General features: G+C 63.7%; 18 protein-coding genes. 15 read left to right on the forward strand and 3 right to left on the reverse strand.

Annotation, left to right across the window (positions count from 1 at the left end; all coding sequences use genetic code 11):
• The first annotated feature begins 252 nt into the window (after nt 1-252).
• The 12 genes from ACFUTU_RS04690 (at nt 253) to ACFUTU_RS04745 (ending at nt 9857) form a co-directional block, all read left to right on the forward strand.
• Complete coding sequence (locus ACFUTU_RS04690) at nt 253-1383, forward strand: MraY family glycosyltransferase (RefSeq protein WP_377961239.1); 1131 nt, start codon at nt 253-255, stop codon at nt 1381-1383.
• Between the two features lie 88 nt (nt 1384-1471).
• Complete coding sequence (locus ACFUTU_RS04695; RefSeq protein WP_377961241.1) at nt 1472-1957, forward strand: hypothetical protein; 486 nt, start codon at nt 1472-1474, stop codon at nt 1955-1957.
• Nucleotides 1958-1988: 31 nt separating this feature from the next.
• A complete protein-coding gene (locus ACFUTU_RS04700) occupies nt 1989-2288 on the forward strand; it encodes a hypothetical protein (protein ID WP_377961244.1) in 300 nt (99 codons plus the stop codon).
• A gap of 81 nt (nt 2289-2369) precedes the next feature.
• Nucleotides 2370-3170, forward strand: a complete 801-nt coding sequence (gene atpB, locus ACFUTU_RS04705) for a F0F1 ATP synthase subunit A (protein WP_377961247.1) — start codon at nt 2370-2372, stop codon at nt 3168-3170.
• Between the two features lie 78 nt (nt 3171-3248).
• Nucleotides 3249-3467 (forward strand): ATP synthase F0 subunit C, encoded by a 219-nt coding sequence (atpE, locus tag ACFUTU_RS04710; protein ID WP_003804776.1) that lies wholly within the window; start codon nt 3249-3251, stop codon nt 3465-3467.
• A gap of 54 nt (nt 3468-3521) precedes the next feature.
• Entirely contained in the window at nt 3522-4079 is a 558-nt protein-coding gene (locus tag ACFUTU_RS04715; protein WP_377961250.1) for a F0F1 ATP synthase subunit B, read from the forward strand.
• Nucleotides 4079-4906, forward strand: coding sequence for a F0F1 ATP synthase subunit delta (locus tag ACFUTU_RS04720; protein WP_377961253.1), 828 nt, complete (start codon nt 4079-4081; stop codon nt 4904-4906). Before ACFUTU_RS04715 ends, ACFUTU_RS04720 begins: the two co-directional genes overlap by 1 nt.
• 83 nt (nt 4907-4989) lie before the next feature.
• On the forward strand, nt 4990-6627 hold the full coding sequence (gene atpA / locus ACFUTU_RS04725; protein WP_377961255.1) for a F0F1 ATP synthase subunit alpha: 1638 nt from the start codon (nt 4990-4992) through the stop codon (nt 6625-6627).
• 76 nt (nt 6628-6703) lie between these two features.
• Nucleotides 6704-7594, forward strand: coding sequence for a F0F1 ATP synthase subunit gamma (locus tag ACFUTU_RS04730; RefSeq protein ID WP_377961258.1), 891 nt, complete (start codon nt 6704-6706; stop codon nt 7592-7594).
• Nucleotides 7595-7674: 80 nt separating this feature from the next.
• Entirely contained in the window at nt 7675-9129 is a 1455-nt protein-coding gene (gene atpD, locus ACFUTU_RS04735) for a F0F1 ATP synthase subunit beta (protein ID WP_377961260.1), read from the forward strand.
• Nucleotide 9130: 1 nt separating this feature from the next.
• Nucleotides 9131-9415, forward strand: coding sequence for a F0F1 ATP synthase subunit epsilon (locus tag ACFUTU_RS04740; RefSeq protein WP_306924356.1), 285 nt, complete (start codon nt 9131-9133; stop codon nt 9413-9415).
• A gap of 10 nt (nt 9416-9425) precedes the next feature.
• On the forward strand, nt 9426-9857 hold the full coding sequence (locus ACFUTU_RS04745; protein WP_377961262.1) for a DUF2550 domain-containing protein: 432 nt from the start codon (nt 9426-9428) through the stop codon (nt 9855-9857).
• A gap of 96 nt (nt 9858-9953) precedes the next feature.
• Here the strand turns inward: ACFUTU_RS04745 and ACFUTU_RS04750 are convergent, their stop codons facing one another.
• Both ACFUTU_RS04750 and nucS read right to left on the reverse strand, forming a co-directional pair.
• A complete protein-coding gene (locus ACFUTU_RS04750) occupies nt 9954-10157 on the reverse strand; it encodes a cold-shock protein (RefSeq protein WP_056738186.1) in 204 nt (67 codons plus the stop codon).
• A 284-nt stretch (nt 10158-10441) separates the two neighbouring features.
• Nucleotides 10442-11137 (reverse strand): endonuclease NucS, encoded by a 696-nt coding sequence (nucS, locus tag ACFUTU_RS04755; protein WP_377961264.1) that lies wholly within the window; start codon nt 11135-11137, stop codon nt 10442-10444.
• Between the two features lie 117 nt (nt 11138-11254).
• Between nucS and ACFUTU_RS04760 the strand changes: the two genes are divergently transcribed.
• Both ACFUTU_RS04760 and ACFUTU_RS04765 read left to right on the forward strand, forming a co-directional pair.
• Entirely contained in the window at nt 11255-11611 is a 357-nt protein-coding gene (locus tag ACFUTU_RS04760; protein WP_377961267.1) for an ATP/GTP-binding protein, read from the forward strand.
• Nucleotides 11612-11663: 52 nt separating this feature from the next.
• The gene (locus tag ACFUTU_RS04765; RefSeq protein ID WP_377961269.1) at nt 11664-12464 is read left to right on the forward strand and encodes an alpha/beta hydrolase; all 801 of its coding nucleotides are present in this window, start codon (nt 11664-11666) and stop codon (nt 12462-12464) included.
• Between the two features lie 28 nt (nt 12465-12492).
• Here ACFUTU_RS04765 and ACFUTU_RS04770 read toward each other — a convergent pair whose 3' ends face one another.
• The gene (locus ACFUTU_RS04770) at nt 12493-13836 is read right to left on the reverse strand and encodes an AI-2E family transporter (protein WP_377961272.1); all 1344 of its coding nucleotides are present in this window, start codon (nt 13834-13836) and stop codon (nt 12493-12495) included.
• A 192-nt stretch (nt 13837-14028) separates the two neighbouring features.
• Between ACFUTU_RS04770 and ACFUTU_RS04775 the strand changes: the two genes are divergently transcribed.
• Nucleotides 14029-15795 carry a hypothetical protein gene (locus tag ACFUTU_RS04775; protein ID WP_377961275.1) on the forward strand — a complete coding sequence of 589 codons (1767 nt, stop codon included), beginning with the start codon at nt 14029-14031 and terminating at the stop codon, nt 15793-15795.
• Nucleotides 15796-15843 lie beyond the last annotated feature (48 nt).

The raw sequence follows: 15843 nt of genomic DNA on the forward strand, positions 1-15843 counted from the left end.
CGAAGCGATGTACCCGTTGGCGTTAGTATCTTGACTAGAGTCCACTGTAATACAGCCCCGTCAGGCACTATGCACTGCCTGTCTGTGCGCATGGCGACGGAGAAGTTTCATTTATTGCACGTCAGATCCACACCTAACGAGCCCGCATGGTCCGCCCGGCCTGATCCCGAATCCGACTCCATATAACCTGCAGCACGGCCTCGGGCAGCGCGCCGGCGGCCGGCGCAGTGCAGCAGGAATGGCGGCCGCGCCATGATCATGTACATGTCCATGATGCTGACAGCGGCGATCGTCTCCTACGGGGCAACGTGGGGTGCACGCATGATCGGCAACCGCCTTGAACTGTTCGCCCCGATCCGCAGCCGCGACATGCATTCCAGCCCGGTCTCGCGGCTCGGCGGGCTGGGTATCTTCGCCGGCGTCCTGGTAGCCCTGTCAGTGGCCAGCCAGTCCTTCTTCGTCAAAGACATCTTCCGGAACAACGGTGCTCCGTGGGGTGTGCTGGCGGGAGCCGCGATCATCGTGCTGGTGGGAGTGGCGGACGACCTCCTGGACCTTCGCTGGTGGATCAAGCTGATCGGGCAGACTTTTGCAGCGTTTGTGGTGGCCGTCTGGGGTGTGCGCATGACCATCATCCCGTTCGTTCCGGAGCCCATCCGGTTCGAATCGGACCCGGTCAACATCATCCTCACCACCGGTCTCATTGTGGTCACGATGAACGCGTTCAACTTCATCGATGGACTGGACGGGCTGGCCGCCGGGGTGGCCATCATCGGCGGGTCCGCGTTCTTCCTTACCGCCTACTGGGTCCACCGGAACGCGCCCATCCTGGACCGCTCCGATCTCGCCACGCTGCTGACGGCGGTCCTCGTCGGCAGCTGCCTGGGGTTCCTGCCCCACAACTGGTTTCCCTCAAAAATCTTCATGGGTGATTCGGGTGCCATGCTCATAGGGCTTCTGATGGCATCGGCAGGCGTGGTCTCCACGGGGCAGATCACTTCCGGGCTGTACGACCGGGTCAACGGTATCCCCACGATCGTCCCCATCCTGCTGCCGTTTGCCGTGCTGTTCCTGCCGCTCCTGGACCTGTGCCTCGCGGTGGTGCGGCGCACCGCCGTCGGCCGTTCACCGTGGTCCGCGGACCGGGGGCACCTGCACCACAAGCTCATGGACATCGGATACTCCCACCGCACAGCGGTCATGCTGCTCTATTTGTGGGCGGCCGTGCTGTCCTTTGGCGGACTGGCTTTTGCCGTCTACCCCTGGCAGGTCGTGCTGGCGCTGATGATCGCCGCCACGCTGATCATGGGACTGGTCACGGCGTGGCCCTACCTGAGCCGGCGCGGGGAGAGCGCCGGAGCGCGGCAGGCAACAGAGCAGTAAGCGCTTTTCGGAAAATTTCTATCTCGTGTAGAATTCAAGTGCAGTCCTTTCCTGCACCACTCCACCCTGCCCCGAAGATTGGGTTCGCATGACCTCCAGCGCCGACCCCGGACCTGCGTCCGGCAAAGGATCCGTTGGCGTCTCCGGACCCACGCGGTCCCTCTGGCTCGGTCTGCTGGGGCTCAGTTCCGCCGTCGCCGGCGGTGCCCTGGTTATCACCGGCATAGTGGCTGCCCTGCTAAACGGCTGGACCGGAACCGTGTCCAGCAGCCTCGGTGGCCTGCTGGTAATCGTGTTCTTCGCGATCAGCCTGCTGATCGGACACTTCGTGGGGCGCAACAACCCCTCCGGTGCCGTCGGCCTGTTCGTGGCGACTTACTTCGTCAAAGTCATCGGCTTCGCCGTGGTGCTTTTCGCACTCGGCGCTCCAGCCTGGCTGCACGGCCGGTGGTTCGTCATCGGTGCCGTCGTAGCCGTGGTCACATGGCAGGCGGCCGAGATCTACGGCTTCAGCAAGGCCCGCCTGCAGATCTTCAACGACCCCAAGACGGACGAGGGCAACACCAATGGCTAGGCGCAATGACCCCGAAAAAAATGAGCCCGGGATGCCCGAACCGACGCCCGGTCCCGCCGCTGTACCCGGCCAGAATTCCGACGGCGGTTACAACGCTGGAATGGCCGTCTTTAGCTACATAATTGGCGGAATCATCGTCTGGAGTTTGATAGGGTGGGGACTGGATTATCTGTGGGGAACCCGCTGGATTGTGCTCGCAGGCGCTCTGCTTGGAGCTGCGGGAGGGTTCTATCTGTCCCATATGCACGGCCTCACCAGTTCAAGGAAACCAACTGGCGGGAACGGTGCAGCCAGCGGCCCGTCCGAGGACGGGAACAGTAATGCCAAATAATTTCACGAGGGGGAGGGCAAGCATGACGCGCGCCGGAACCCGACCAACGCCCAACGATGGACACTGCAGAGAGGAAACGCGTTGATCGCGCTTGCGCTCCCGGCCCAAAATTCAGGAGAGTTCACTCCTCCCGGAATTGAAGAAATGCACCTGCCGGCAATCCTGCCGTGGGGTGCGGCAGACGGATTCTCCAAGCAGATGCTGCTGGTTATCCTGTCCGTCGTCATTATCGCCACATTCTTTGTGCTCGCTGCGCGGAAGCAGCAGCTCGTTCCCGGCAAGCTGCAGTTCGCAGGTGAAGCCGCCTACGGCTTCGTCCGTAACAGCATTGCGAAGGACATCATCGGCGGCAGGGACTTCATCAAGTATGTCCCGCTGCTGTTCAGCCTGTTCTTCTTCATCCTGGTGAACAACATCTACGGCGCGATCCCGCTGATCCAGCTTCCGAGCTTCTCGCACGTTGGCGGCGCTTACGTGCTGGCAGCAATCGTGTACATCACCTGGATCGCAATCGGCATCAAGAAGAACGGCCTGCGCTACTTCAAGCTCGCCACCGTTCCCTCCGGTGTCCCGGTCTACATCCTCCCGATCGTCATTCCGATCGAGATCATCTCCAACTTCCTGGTCCGCCCGGTCACGCACAGCCTGCGTCTCTTCGCCACCATGCTGGCCGGCCACCTGATCGTCATGATCGCCGGTTCCGGCATCGAATACCTCGTCATGCAGGAGAACGTCCTCCTCAAGGGCACCTCTGTGCTGGTTCTCGCCGGTGCGATTGCCATGTACATGCTCGAAGCCCTGATCATGGCGCTGCAGGCTTACGTGTTCACGCTGCTGACCGCGATCTACATCGAAGGCGCACTCCACGCCGACAGCCACTAGGCACCTCAGACTTCCCCTCGCGGGGATGAAGCAACCCAAACAACCTGCCATATACATGGCATCTTGAAAGGAAGAAAAATGGAAGGCTCCATCAACGGCTCCCTCAACCTCATCGGCTACGGCCTCTCGGCCATCGGCGGTGGTATCGGTGTGGGTCTCGTGTTCGCTGCCTACATCAACGGCGTGGCCCGTCAGCCGGAAGCCCAGCGCGTCCTGCAGCCGATCGCATTCCTCGGCCTTGCGCTGACTGAAGCCCTCGCCATCCTGGGCCTGGTCTTCGCTTTCGTTCTCAAGTAAACCTTCAGAACCAAGCGAACATTTCAGAACCGAGTAGATAAGGACGGGTGAAAAATGAATCAGCAGATCATCTCAGCCGCCACTGAAGGCGCCGAGGCGGCTAACCCGCTCGTTCCCAATCTTTGGGAAATGGGCGTCGTCCTCGCCGGCTTTGCTGTCCTCTTTTTCATCGTGGTCAAGTTCGTTGTCCCGATGTTCGAGAAGACGTTCGCGGAGCGTGCTGAGGCCATCGAGGGCGGCATCGCCAAGGCTGAGAAGGCTCAGGCTGAAGCTTCTGCCGCACTCGAAGAGTACAAGCAGCAGCTCACTGATGCCCGTGCTGAGGCCAACCGTATCCGTGAGGAAGCGCGTGCCGAAGGCGCCCAGATCCTGGCGGAGCTGAAGGAAAAGGCTGCAGCCGAGTCTGCGCGCATCACCGCTCAGGCACACGCGCAGATCGAGTCCGAGCGCCAGGCGGCCGTTGTGTCGCTGCGTTCGGAGGTGGGCACCCTTGCCACCACGCTTGCGGGCCGCATCGTTGGGGAAACCCTCGAGGACGACGCACGCGCTGCACGCGTTGTTGACCGCTTCCTGGCCGATCTGGAGACCCAGAACGCAGGTGTAGCTAAGTAATGGCAGGTGTATCGAGCGAATCGCTGACCAAGGCGCTGACCGAGCTGGAGCCAAAGCTTCCGTTTGCATCGCTGCAGTTGGCAAAGGAACTTTTCGGGATCCTGGGAGCGGTAGACAGCTCGGCTGGCTTGCGCCGCGCCCTGACTGACCCCTCCCGCAGCGGCGAGGAAAAGTCGGCGTTGATCAAGCGGCTCTTCAGCGGAAAAGCTTCCGCTGAAGCCGTGGACATCGCAGCCGGTCTGGCCAGCTCACGCTGGGCATCGGCGCGAGACATCGGCGATGCACTCGAGACGCTTGCCGCAACGGTGGTCATCGCCGTTGCCGAAAACAAGTCGGCCGTTTCTGCCTCCGGAATCACCGGCCTGGAAGCGCTGGAGAACGATCTGTTCTCCTTCAACCAGGCTGTGGCTGCCAACCACGATGTGCAGCGCGCCCTGTCTGAACCGCAGGCCAGCGCCGCAGCAAAGACTGCCCTGGCCGAACGGCTGGTTCCTTCCGCAAGTGAGGAAGCCAAGGTCCTGATCGGACAGGCAGTCACGCAGCCCCGTGGCATCAAGGCAACCAGGCTCGTGAGCCGTTTCGCCGAGCTCGCCGCCAAGCGCCAGCAGCGCTGGATTGCGACGGTCAGCGTTACGCGTCCCCTGACGGAGACGCAGGCAAGCCGTTTGCAGCAGGGCCTGAACTCCCTCTACGGACGCGAACTGAAGGTCAACTTCAAGGTTGACCCCACGCTGATCGGCGGCATCCGGGTGCAGGTGGGGGACGAAGTGCTCGACGCTTCGGTCATCACCCGCCTGAACGACCTCCAGCGCCAGCTGGCCGGCTAGCCGGACAAGCACAACACAACTGATAGAAACCCCGGTCATCGTGAGCAACGATGATCACGAATACAGGAGAGCAGGGACTGCAGATGGCCGAATTGACCATCAACGCCGACGACGTCCGTAATGCGTTGAACGAATTCGCGGCGTCCTACGAACCCGGAAACGCAGAGCGCGTAGAGGTCGGCCGTGTGACCACCGCTAGCGACGGCATCGCCCGTGTTGAGGGCCTTCCCTCGGTCATGGCGAACGAGCTGCTTCGCTTCGAAGACGGCACCCTGGGCCTGGCCCAGAACCTCGACGTGCGCGAAATCGGTGTCATCATCCTCGGTGACTTCAACGGCATCGAAGAGGGCCAGGAAGTGCACCGCACCGGACAGGTTCTGTCCGTGCCGGTTGGCGACGCCTTCCTCGGCCGCGTGGTGGACCCCCTGGGTGTGCCGATCGACGACCTCGGCGAGATCAAGGCCGAGACCACCCGCGCCCTGGAACTCCAGGCGCCGGGCGTTACCCAGCGCAAGTCTGTGCACGAGCCGATGCAGACCGGCCTGAAGGCAATCGACGCCATGATTCCGATCGGCCGCGGCCAGCGCCAGCTGATCATTGGTGACCGCCAGACCGGCAAGTCCGCCATTGCCATCGACACGATCATCAACCAGAAGGACAACTGGGCTTCCGGTGACGTGAACAAGCAGGTCCGCTGCGTTTACGTCGCTATTGGCCAGAAGGCTTCCACGATCGCAGCCATCCGCCAGACCCTTGAGGACAACGGCGCGCTCGAGTACACCACGATCGTTGCTTCCCCGGCTTCCGACCCGGCCGGCTTCAAGTACCTTGCACCCTACGCCGGTTCGGCCATCGGCCAGCACTGGATGTACGGCGGCAAGCACGTCCTCATCGTGTTCGATGACCTGTCCAAGCAGGCCGAAGCCTACCGTGCCGTGTCTCTGCTGCTCCGCCGTCCGCCGGGACGCGAAGCCTACCCGGGTGACGTCTTCTACCTGCACTCCCGCCTGCTGGAGCGTTGCGCCAAGCTCTCCGACGACCTCGGCGCAGGCTCGATGACCGGCCTGCCGCTCATCGAAACCAAGGCAAACGACGTCTCCGCCTACATCCCGACCAACGTGATCTCCATCACCGATGGCCAGATCTTCCTGCAGTCGGACCTCTTCAACGCCAACCAGCGTCCCGCTGTTGACGTTGGTGTCTCGGTGTCCCGCGTTGGCGGTGCTGCCCAGGTGAAGTCCATGAAGAAGGTCTCCGGTACCTTGAAGCTGGACCTCGCCCAGTACCGCGACATGCAGGCATTCGCGATGTTCGCATCCGACCTCGATGCCGCATCCCGCCAGCAGCTGACCCGTGGTGCACGCCTGATGGAACTGCTCAAGCAGGGCCAGTACTCGCCGTTCCCGGTCGAGAACCAGGTTGTGTCCATCTGGGCCGGTACCCAGGGCTACCTGGACGACGTTCCGGTTGAGGACATCAGCCGCTTCGAGTCCGAATTCCTGGAGCACCTCAAGCACAAGTCTTCGATCCTCACGACGCTGGCACAGACCAACGTTCTGGACGACGACACCGTGGAAGCACTGAAGACCGCCATCGTGGACTTCAAGAAGGGCTTCTTCGGCGAGGGTGACAACCATCTGGTGGGCGCAGGCCACGAGGAGCATGAAGCTATCTCGGAGGGTCAGGTCGACCAGGAAAAAATCGTCAGGCAGAAGCGCTAGTTTCGCTGGCAGGGACTGCCGGAACCCCTCGGGGGTCCGGCAGTCCCGGCCATCGGGATCTTAGGAAAGGATAAGTATGGGAGCCCAGATCCGGGTCTACCGCCAGAAGATCAGCTCGACGACGTCGATGCGTAAGATCTTCAAGGCGATGGAACTGATCGCTACCTCGCGCATCGGCAAGGCCCGCGCACGCGTAGCAGCTTCACTGCCTTACGCGAACGCGATCACGCGCGCCGTTTCTGCCGTCGCAAGCCAGAGCGAAATCGACCACCCCCTGACCACCGAGCCGACGAGCATCCGCCGCGCCGCTGTTCTGGTCATCACGTCGGACCGCGGCCTCGCAGGCTCGTACTCCGCCAGTGTGCTGAAGCAGGCCGAAGGCCTGAACGAACTGCTCCGTGCCGAAGGCAAGGAAGTCAAGACGTACCTGGTGGGCCGCAAGGCGCAGGCTTACTTCGATTTCCGGAACCGTCCGTACGGGCGTGTCTGGACCGGCAGCACCGATGCCCCCGAGTTCGCCACCGCACAGGAAATCGGCGCGGCTCTGCTCGAGGACTTCGCCACGGACTTCGAAGAGGGCGGCGTGGACGAAATCCATGTCGTGTACACCCGCTTCAAGTCCATGGTGACCCAGGAGCCGACCGTCATCCGGCTTCTTCCCCTCGAAGTTGTGGACGAGCAGGCAACCTCCGAATCGGAGCTGTTGCCGCTTTACGAGTTCGAACCGGAGCCGGAGCAGGTGCTTAACGCGCTGCTGCCGCGCTACATCGAATCCCGCATCTTCGCGGCCATGCTGCAGGCAGCGGCTTCTGAGCTCGCTGCACGCCAGCGGGCAATGAAATCCGCCGGCGACAACGCCACGGAGCTCATCAAGAAGTACACGCGTCTGCGCAACACCGCCCGCCAGGCAGAGATTACGCAGGAGCTCTCCGAGATTGTTGCCGGCGCCGACGCACTCGCGTCCTAGCCGGCCGGATCTCGGATCCAGCCAGACCTGCACCACCAGATAAACTTAACCCCACGCCATCTACGAGTGAAGTGAGAGAGATGACTGCCACCGCTACCGAACACGTAGCAGCAACGGCCGGTGCCACCGGCCGTATCGCACGTGTCATTGGCCCGGTTGTCGACGTCGAATTCCCGGCTGACGCAATCCCCTCGATTTACAACGCACTCACCACCGAGATCACTCTCAACGGTGAGACCAAGACCATCACGTTCGAGACCTCCCAGCACCTGGGTGACAACCTCGTCCGCGCTATCTCCCTGCAGGCAACCGACGGCCTGGTCCGCGGCACGTCCGTAGTGGACAGCGGTGCCCCGATCTCCGTGCCTGTTGGCGACGGCGTCAAGGGCCACATCTTCAACGTGCTCGGCAAGCCGCTGGACGTTGACGAGTCCGAGATCCAGGCCGCTGACCACTGGCCGATCCACCGCAAGGCCCCGTCCTTCGCGTCCCTCGAGGGCTCCACCGAAATGCTCGAAACGGGCATCAAGGTCATCGACCTCCTCACCCCGTACATCAAGGGTGGAAAGATCGGCCTGTTCGGCGGCGCCGGCGTGGGCAAGACCGTTCTGATCCAGGAAATGATCACCCGTGTTGCCCGCAACTTCGGTGGTACCTCCGTGTTCGCCGGTGTCGGCGAGCGTACCCGTGAGGGCAACGACCTCTGGGTTGAAATGGAAGAGGCCGGCGTTCTGAAGGACACCGCCCTTGTGTTCGGCCAGATGGATGAGCCGCCGGGAACGCGTCTGCGCGTGGCCTTGTCCGCACTGACCATGGCGGAGTACTTCCGCGATGTTCAGAACCAGGACGTGCTGCTCTTCATTGACAACATCTTCCGCTTCACCCAGGCAGGTTCCGAGGTTTCCACGCTGCTGGGCCGCATGCCTTCCGCCGTGGGTTACCAGCCGAACCTTGCCGACGAGATGGGCCTCCTGCAGGAGCGCATCACGTCCACCAAGGGCCACTCCATCACCTCGATGCAGGCCATCTACGTCCCCGCAGATGACTACACCGACCCGGCTCCGGCCACCACCTTCGCGCACCTGGATGCGACCACGGAACTTTCCCGTGAAATCGCCTCCCGTGGCCTGTACCCGGCTGTGGACCCGCTGACGTCGACCTCCCGAATCCTGGACCCGCAGTACATCGGCAAGGACCACTACAACACGGCTGTCCGTGTGAAGCAGATCCTGCAGAAGAACAAGGAACTCCAGGACATCATCGCCATCCTCGGCGTTGACGAACTGTCTGAAGAGGACAAGATCGTCGTGTCGCGTGCACGCCGCATCCAGCAGTTCCTGTCCCAGAACACCTACACCGCCAAGCAGTTCACCGGCGTGGAGGGCTCCACCGTTTCCATCAAGGACACTGTGGAAGGCTTCGCGGCCATCTGCGACGGCGAACTTGACCACGTTGCCGAGCAGGCGTTCTTCAACGTAGGCGGCCTGGACGACGTCGAGCGCCAGTGGGCCAAGATTCAGGAACAGACCAAGTAATATGGCTGAGCTTGAGGTTGAGATTGTCGCAGCGGACCACTTCGTGTGGTCCGGGGCGGCCAAGATGGTCAAGGCCCGCACCAGCGATGGTGAAATCGGAATCCTGCCCGGCCACTCGCCCGTGCTGGCGATTTTGGCCGAAGGTCAGCTGGCGATCGAGCCGGTTTCCGGCGACCGCATTGCCGTGGATGTCGACGGCGGTTTCTTCTCCGTCGACAACAACCGTGTAGTAATCGTTGCTGACAACGCCCAGCTGGGTGACGCGGCCACTGCGGGGATCCGATAGCACAACCCTGATGGACGTTACTTCCTTTCCGTTCATCGCCATAGCAACTGTGTTTGCGTTGCTGATTTTTACGCTGTGCCTTTTTGGGGTGCGCCGCGTTAACCTGCGGCGCGCCCTGGGCACGGTGGACGCCTCCATTCGTACGGCTGGAAAGAGCTGGCGGATGGGGGTTTGTCGTTATCAGGACAATGAGCTTGAGTGGTTTAAGCTCCTGTCTCTGAGCGTCAGGCCCCGCCACCGCTTCAAACGGAGCTCGCTTGAGCTGCTGGGACGGCGCCAGCCTACGGAAGCGGAGCTGGTCAAGGTGCAGCCCGATGTCGTGATCGTGGAGCTTCGCTATGAGGGCCAGGACGTGTTCCTGGCGATGAAGTTCGACGCCTACACGGGGCTGTCCTCCTGGCTTGAAGCCGGCCCCGTCATCGGGGTGGGAACCTGGCGCTGAGCCGGTCCATCCCGGAATGTTGCAAGAATTGAAAATATTTGTGACAAAAAAATGATCCCCGGCACGAATGCCGAGGATCATTTAGTTTAAGGCTAATTAGACGACGGTAACGCCCGTGGCCTGGGGGCCTTTGGCGCCCTGGCCGATTTCGAACTGAACGCGCTGGTTCTCGTCGAGGGTCTTGAAGCCGCCGGTCTGGATCTCGGAGTAGTGAACGAAGACATCGCCCTCGGAGTCATCCGGAGTGATGAAGCCGAAGCCCTTTTCAGCGTTGAACCACTTGACGGTTCCCTGTGCCATTTATTTCTCCTCAGTATGGAACTTTTTAAGGCCAGCACACCTCGTACTGGTCTTGGTTACTCCGCGAGAAGAATCCTGGCCTGCACTCCGGAAAACCGGAAATTGCGTTGCAGGAGCTTCGCGCTCGCAACATGTCTTGCGAGCATGAAAACCACCTACACAAAGACTGATACAAGAATTTCACGGGCAAACGGTCTGGTCAACGGTCAAAACGCGAATTCCGGCAAATTTTGGGCAAATCCGGAGTAAACGCCTGATCACCCCTTAGCTACCGGCCCGTGCCCTCAGAAAAGCCGCGATTCGATATCGTCAACGCCGCGCATTGCGTCGTAATCCAGGGTCACGCAGTCGATGCCGCGGTCCGTGGCAAGCACCCTCGCCTGCGGCTTGATCTGCTGGGCGGCAAAGATCCCCCGCACCGGAGCCAGCAGCGGATCGCGGTTGAGCAGCTCGAGGTAGCGCGTCAGTTGTTCCACGCCGTCAATGTCCCCGCGGCGCTTCAGTTCGATGGCCACCGTGGCGCCATCGGCGTCCCGGGCAAGGATGTCGACGGGCCCGATCGCGGTGAAGTACTCCCGCCGGATCAGGGAGAACCCTTCGCCGAGGGTTTCGATCTGGTCGGCAAGGAGCCGCTGCAGGTCGGCTTCGACGCCGTCCTTGATGAGCCCGGGGTCCTGTCCCAGCTCGTGGGAGCTGTCGTGAAGCTGCTCATGGATGTTGATGATGAGCCTGTCGTCCGTCTTGGCCGACTGCACCGTCCACTGCTCCACGACGCCCACCTCGACATCGGCCTCTTCCGGGGAGGTGACGCGGAGGACTGCGGGCGGGCTCATCCAGTTCAGGGGCTTATAGGAGCCGCCGTCGGAGTGCACCAGCACTGAACCGTCAGCCTTCACCAGCAGGAGCCGGGTGGCGAGGGGGAGATGGGCTTTCAGCCGGCCAACATAATCAACGGAGCAACGGGCTATGACAAGACGCACGCCCTACACCCTACCTTCTCCGTCCTGTCTTTCCTGAAGCGGCATCTCTAAGCGGCATCCGGTTAGCACTGCGTCACGCTGCAGGGGACGGGGCCCCGGCTGAGGCAGAATGGAGGCATGCCCCGCTCCAACCGTCCCCGCCGCGCCAAGACGGGCCGCGGTGCGGCCGGAAACGCCCCGGGCGGGCGGAAGCACGGCGCGGGACCCGCGCCGGAACTGGACCTGGAGCGGGCCCGCGCGGGAATCGCGCGCCGGGAAAGTGCCCCGGACGGGGACTGGATGGTCCGGACCATGACCGCCCGCAACGCTGAGAAGACCTACATCTGCCCAGGCTGCTCAACAGCTGTCCTCCCCGGCATTGCCCACCTGGTGGTCTGGGCTGATGACCACCTGTTCGGAGCTGCCGCGGGACTGGCTGAGCGGCGCCACTGGCACACCAACTGCTGGACGTCCCGGAACTTTCGCTACCGGTAACGCAGGGGAGCGGTGTCCAAGCGCAACCCGCCCGGAAGATAAGCTGGTGCGCATGACTTTTGACCCGGCGTCGTACGTTTTTAGCCAGCCATCAGCATCCACCGCCATCCGCGCCTCAACGGTGCTCCCGGCCCGGCGCGAGAACATTGAAATCCGCACTGAGGACGGCCACACGCTGGTAGGCGAGCTGGCGCTGCCGGAATCGGGTCCGGTCACCGCCACGCTGATCACCCTGCACCCGCTGCCCACGCACGGCGGCTTCATGGATTCCCACGTCTACCGCAAGGCCTCCTACCGCCTGCCGGCGCTGGCCGGGGTGGCGGTGCTGCGCTTCAACACCCGGGGCACGTCCTCGCCGCGCGGAACCAGCGAGGGAGCGTTTGAAGAAGGCATCGGCGAGCGGTACGACGTCGAGGCGGCGGTGCGCTTCGCCGTCGAGCGGCAGCTGCCCAACCGGTGGCTCGTGGGCTGGTCCTTCGGAACGGAACTCGCGCTCATGTACGGCGCAGTGGAGCCGGTAGCCTCTCAGGTGGAGGGCGCCATCCTGCTGTCCCCGCCGCTGCACCGCGCCACCGACGAGCACCTCAAGCTCTGGGCGGCCTCCGGCAAGCCGCTGACGGTCCTGGTTCCCGAGCACGACGATTACCTGCAGCCCGCCGCCGCGGAAGCCCGGTTCGGCATCGTGCCGCAGGCCAGGGTGGTGGGGGTCGACGGCGCCAAGCACCTCTGGGTGGGGGAGAAGCAGGCTGCGCGGGTGCTGAATGAGATCGTCGACGACGTCACCCGGGAGGGCTCGGGCGTCGCCGGCCTGCCGCAGGAGTGGGAAGGCCCCGTGGCCACCGCCGCCGTCTAGTGCTTGCCGGGTCTAATGTTTGCCGGCTCTAATGCTTGTCCTGGCGGACGATGTAAATCTCCTTGATGAGCAGCAGGGTGGCGGCCGCCGTCGGGATGGCGATCAGTGCGCCCAGGACGCCGAGCAGGCTGCCGCCTGCAATCACCGAGATGACGGCGACGGCGCCGGGTACCGCTACTGCCTTCTGCATGATGCGCGGCGAGATGAAGTACGCCTCGAACTGCAGATAGGCGAAGTAGCAGATGGCGTAGGCCAGGGCGGACTGCCAGCCCAGCGTCAGGGTGATCAGGGTGACGAGCACGCCGGCGATCAGGCCGCCAACCAGGGGAATGAAGGCCAGCAGCGCCACAATGAAGGCCAGCAGCACCGCGAACGGCACTCCGATGATGGACATGACGATGAAGGCAAAGGTGGCGTTCAGGAGGGCGACCACCGCCTGCCCGATGACGTAGTTGCCCACCGAGCGGGTGATCTCCTCGGACAGTGCCTCGACGCGGTGCCTGCGGGACCGCGGCGCCAGCCGGTAGCCCCATCTCTTCATGGCCGGCAGCGCGGCGAGGAAGTAGAGGCTCAGTACCAGCACGATCAGCGTGCCGAACAGCCCGTTGGCCACCGTCGACCCGAAGCCGAGGACGCCGCCGAAGATGCCGCTCATGGCCTCCGGGTTCTTGACGAACTTGTCCAGCTCCTCCTGGATCCGGTCCCGGACGCCGAACTGGTTGTCGAGCGTCCGGAAGAAATCCGAATTGATGAAGTCCCGCACCCATACGGGGGCCTGCTTCACGAGCTCGGTGACTTGTTCCACGATCGTGGGGATAAGGGTGGCAAAGAAGCCGACGACGGCGAGCATCAGCACTGATACCGACACCAGGATCCCCGCGGGCCGGGGAATCTTCCGGCCCTCCAGCCAGCGGACCACCGGGTCCAGGCCGAGGGCGATGAACAGTGCAGCGACAATCCACAGCAGCAGCTGGGTGGTGTGGGAACCGATCCAGTAGACCAGCAGCGCCAGGCCTACACCGACGGTCCCCATGAATCCGAGGTACAGCGGATGCTGGGTCGAGATGCGAGGGCCGGGCGGACCGAAGCGCTCAGTATCCCCGGTCTCCTCTGCCTCGGCGTTGTCGGGGTGTTCCGGCGGGAACTCAAACCGCAGCCGCGGCTGGGCGCCGGGGATGGGCTGGCGCAGGCGCCTGAGCACCGCGCCGAGCACGGCGGGGCGGCCCTTTGGCTTGGCCGTATTCTGTGCTTCGGGGTGCTGGGGGGAGGTGTTGTGTGCCGCACCCGGGTGGGGCGCGGGGAGGGGCTGGGAGGAGTCGGCGTCGGGCAGGTCCTCGGCGCCGCGCATGGACGGATCCGTGTGTTCAGTCACTGCTCTTTGATGCCTTTACCGTCCGTGGCGCCGCGGCTGCGGGCCGGGTGTGATGATCATCGCAAACACTATCAGCAGCCTTGTGAATAGCCGGGCGGGCGGCGTTTCGCCGGAGTGGCAGCAGGGCCCCCGGAACCCCCGATCCGGCCTATTGGTAACGAAACGGTTACTATTGAAGGTAAACCCCCGCTGATGATAGGTATTCCTTTGCGTTTCAAGACTGCAGTTGCACTTGTGCTGCTCGGCCTCCTGACACTGCTGGCCGGCATCGGGCAGAAGACCTTTTGGGCCCCCGCCGAGACGGTGACGGCAACGGCCTCCGCCGGTGAAGCCGCGCCCCTGACCGTTATCGACCAGAAGCTGCGCACCCTCGAGGGTGGAACGGTCACCCTCAAGGTCAAGGGTGAGGGCAGCTTCCTGCTCGCGGCAGGACGCCCGGATGATGTGGACGCCTGGGTGGGCAAGACCGCCCACAACACCGTCACCGGACTCTCCGACGACAGGAAGTCGCTGCAGGTAAAGCACACCGACGGCGAAGCCAGCGCGCCCTCGCCGGCCGGCTCCGACCTCTGGGTCAGCACCGAGAAGGCCAGCGGGGAACTGGACTACACGTGGTCCGCCCCGGCCGACGGCGAGTGGTCCCTGCTGCTCGCGGCGGACGGAAAGAAGCCCGCGCCGTCGTCCATCTCCATGACGTTCCCCAACGACACCTCCATGCCGTGGGCGGTCCCGCTCATGGTCCTCGGCGGGCTCCTGATCCTTGCCGGCGGTGCGCTGCTGGTCCTCAAGCCCAAGACCGGTACACCCCGCGACGGCGGACCCTCCGGCAACGGAACCCCCGGCAACGGCCCTGCTGCCAAGGGCAGCGACAGCCAGGGCAGCCCGTTTGCGCGGCGCGCCCGCGCCAAGGCAGCCGCCAAGGCCGGCGAGCGGTCCTCCTCCACGCGCCTGAGCGTGGTGGTGGCAGCCACCACCGCAGCTGTCCTGGCCGGCACCGCCGCTGCCGCGCAGGCCAGTACCTCAACAGCTCCGGCCTCCACCGCCGGCACCCCGTCGGCCGCAGCGAAGGCCGCTGGCACGCCCGTGGTCCTGGACGCCCAGTTCCGCCGCATCCTGGAGCAGGTTGCCAGCGCCACTGACGCCGGCGACGCCGCCAAGGACGCCAAGAAGCTCGCCTCCCGCGTGGCCGGGACGGAGCTTGAAGTCCGCACCCAGAACTACAAGATCAGGTCGCGGGTGGCTTCCTACGACGCGCGCATGCCTGTGCGGTCCACCAAGCTCCTGACCACTGTGGTCACCGACAAGCGCGAATGGCCGCGCTCCATCCTGGCCGTCACGCAGGGTGAAGGCAACGTTGTACCGCAGCTGCTCACGCTCGTGCAGGAGTCCCCGCGGGAGAACTACAAGCTCGTAGGCACCTCGCCCCTGCAGCCCGGCACCACTTTCCCTGCAATTGTCCGCGGCGGCACCGAGTCGCTCGCCGCAGGGGACAAGTCCGGCCTTCTCTACAGCGGACAGGAAGCGCTCGCCGGCCTCGCGGACCGGCTGACCAAGGCCAACTCCACGTTCAAGAGCAAGCTGGTGGAAGGGGAATCCTCCCCGTACATCGCGGACACGCTGTCCTACCAGTCGGACATCGTGAAGGACGGCGTTGACGGCAAGTTCGCGTTCACGCACAAGGTTGTCCCGGACAGCACCGTGGTGTTCCGGACGGAGGACGGCGGTGCCCTGGTCCTGGGCCGGCTGACCTTCAACTTCGACGGCACGCCCAAGGCCGACGGCGACAAACTGTCCATCGGCAACGATGCGGCCGTCCTCGCCGGCGGCAAGGAAACCACCACCGGCATGGTGCTGAAGTTCGCCGAATCCGTGGCCGTATACGTGCCGCCGGCCGACTCGAAGGATCCGATGAAGCTCGTGGCCGCCACGCGCGGGCTGGTGGGCGCCAGCTTCAAGTAGGGAACGGCCTTCCCTAAACCTGCCGTCACTCGAGCGGCCGCGGTGCTA

Origin of the sequence: Arthrobacter sp. NPDC057388 (genome assembly GCF_042668165.1) — a bacterium.
Taxonomy (GTDB): domain Bacteria; phylum Actinomycetota; class Actinomycetes; order Actinomycetales; family Micrococcaceae; genus Arthrobacter.

Excerpts from the sequence above, each read along its gene's own strand:
- ACFUTU_RS04690 (WP_377961239.1), top strand. The coding sequence starts at position 253 with ATGATCATGTACATGTCCATGATGCTGACAGCGGCGATCGTCTCCTAC.
- ACFUTU_RS04695 (WP_377961241.1), top strand. The coding sequence starts at position 1,472 with ATGACCTCCAGCGCCGACCCCGGACCTGCGTCCGGCAAAGGATCCGTT.
- ACFUTU_RS04700 (WP_377961244.1), top strand. The coding sequence starts at position 1,989 with ATGCCCGAACCGACGCCCGGTCCCGCCGCTGTACCCGGCCAGAATTCC.
- atpE (WP_003804776.1), top strand. The coding sequence starts at position 3,249 with ATGGAAGGCTCCATCAACGGCTCCCTCAACCTCATCGGCTACGGCCTC.
- ACFUTU_RS04715 (WP_377961250.1), top strand. The coding sequence starts at position 3,522 with ATGAATCAGCAGATCATCTCAGCCGCCACTGAAGGCGCCGAGGCGGCT.
- ACFUTU_RS04720 (WP_377961253.1), top strand. The coding sequence starts at position 4,079 with ATGGCAGGTGTATCGAGCGAATCGCTGACCAAGGCGCTGACCGAGCTG.
- atpA (WP_377961255.1), top strand. The coding sequence starts at position 4,990 with ATGGCCGAATTGACCATCAACGCCGACGACGTCCGTAATGCGTTGAAC.
- ACFUTU_RS04730 (WP_377961258.1), top strand. The coding sequence starts at position 6,704 with ATGGGAGCCCAGATCCGGGTCTACCGCCAGAAGATCAGCTCGACGACG.
- atpD (WP_377961260.1), top strand. The coding sequence starts at position 7,675 with ATGACTGCCACCGCTACCGAACACGTAGCAGCAACGGCCGGTGCCACC.
- ACFUTU_RS04740 (WP_306924356.1), top strand. The coding sequence starts at position 9,131 with ATGGCTGAGCTTGAGGTTGAGATTGTCGCAGCGGACCACTTCGTGTGG.
- ACFUTU_RS04745 (WP_377961262.1), top strand. The coding sequence starts at position 9,426 with ATGGACGTTACTTCCTTTCCGTTCATCGCCATAGCAACTGTGTTTGCG.
- ACFUTU_RS04750 (WP_056738186.1), bottom strand. The coding sequence starts at position 10,157 with ATGGCACAGGGAACCGTCAAGTGGTTCAACGCTGAAAAGGGCTTCGGC.
- ACFUTU_RS04760 (WP_377961267.1), top strand. The coding sequence starts at position 11,255 with ATGCCCCGCTCCAACCGTCCCCGCCGCGCCAAGACGGGCCGCGGTGCG.
- ACFUTU_RS04765 (WP_377961269.1), top strand. The coding sequence starts at position 11,664 with ATGACTTTTGACCCGGCGTCGTACGTTTTTAGCCAGCCATCAGCATCC.
- ACFUTU_RS04775 (WP_377961275.1), top strand. The coding sequence starts at position 14,029 with ATGATAGGTATTCCTTTGCGTTTCAAGACTGCAGTTGCACTTGTGCTG.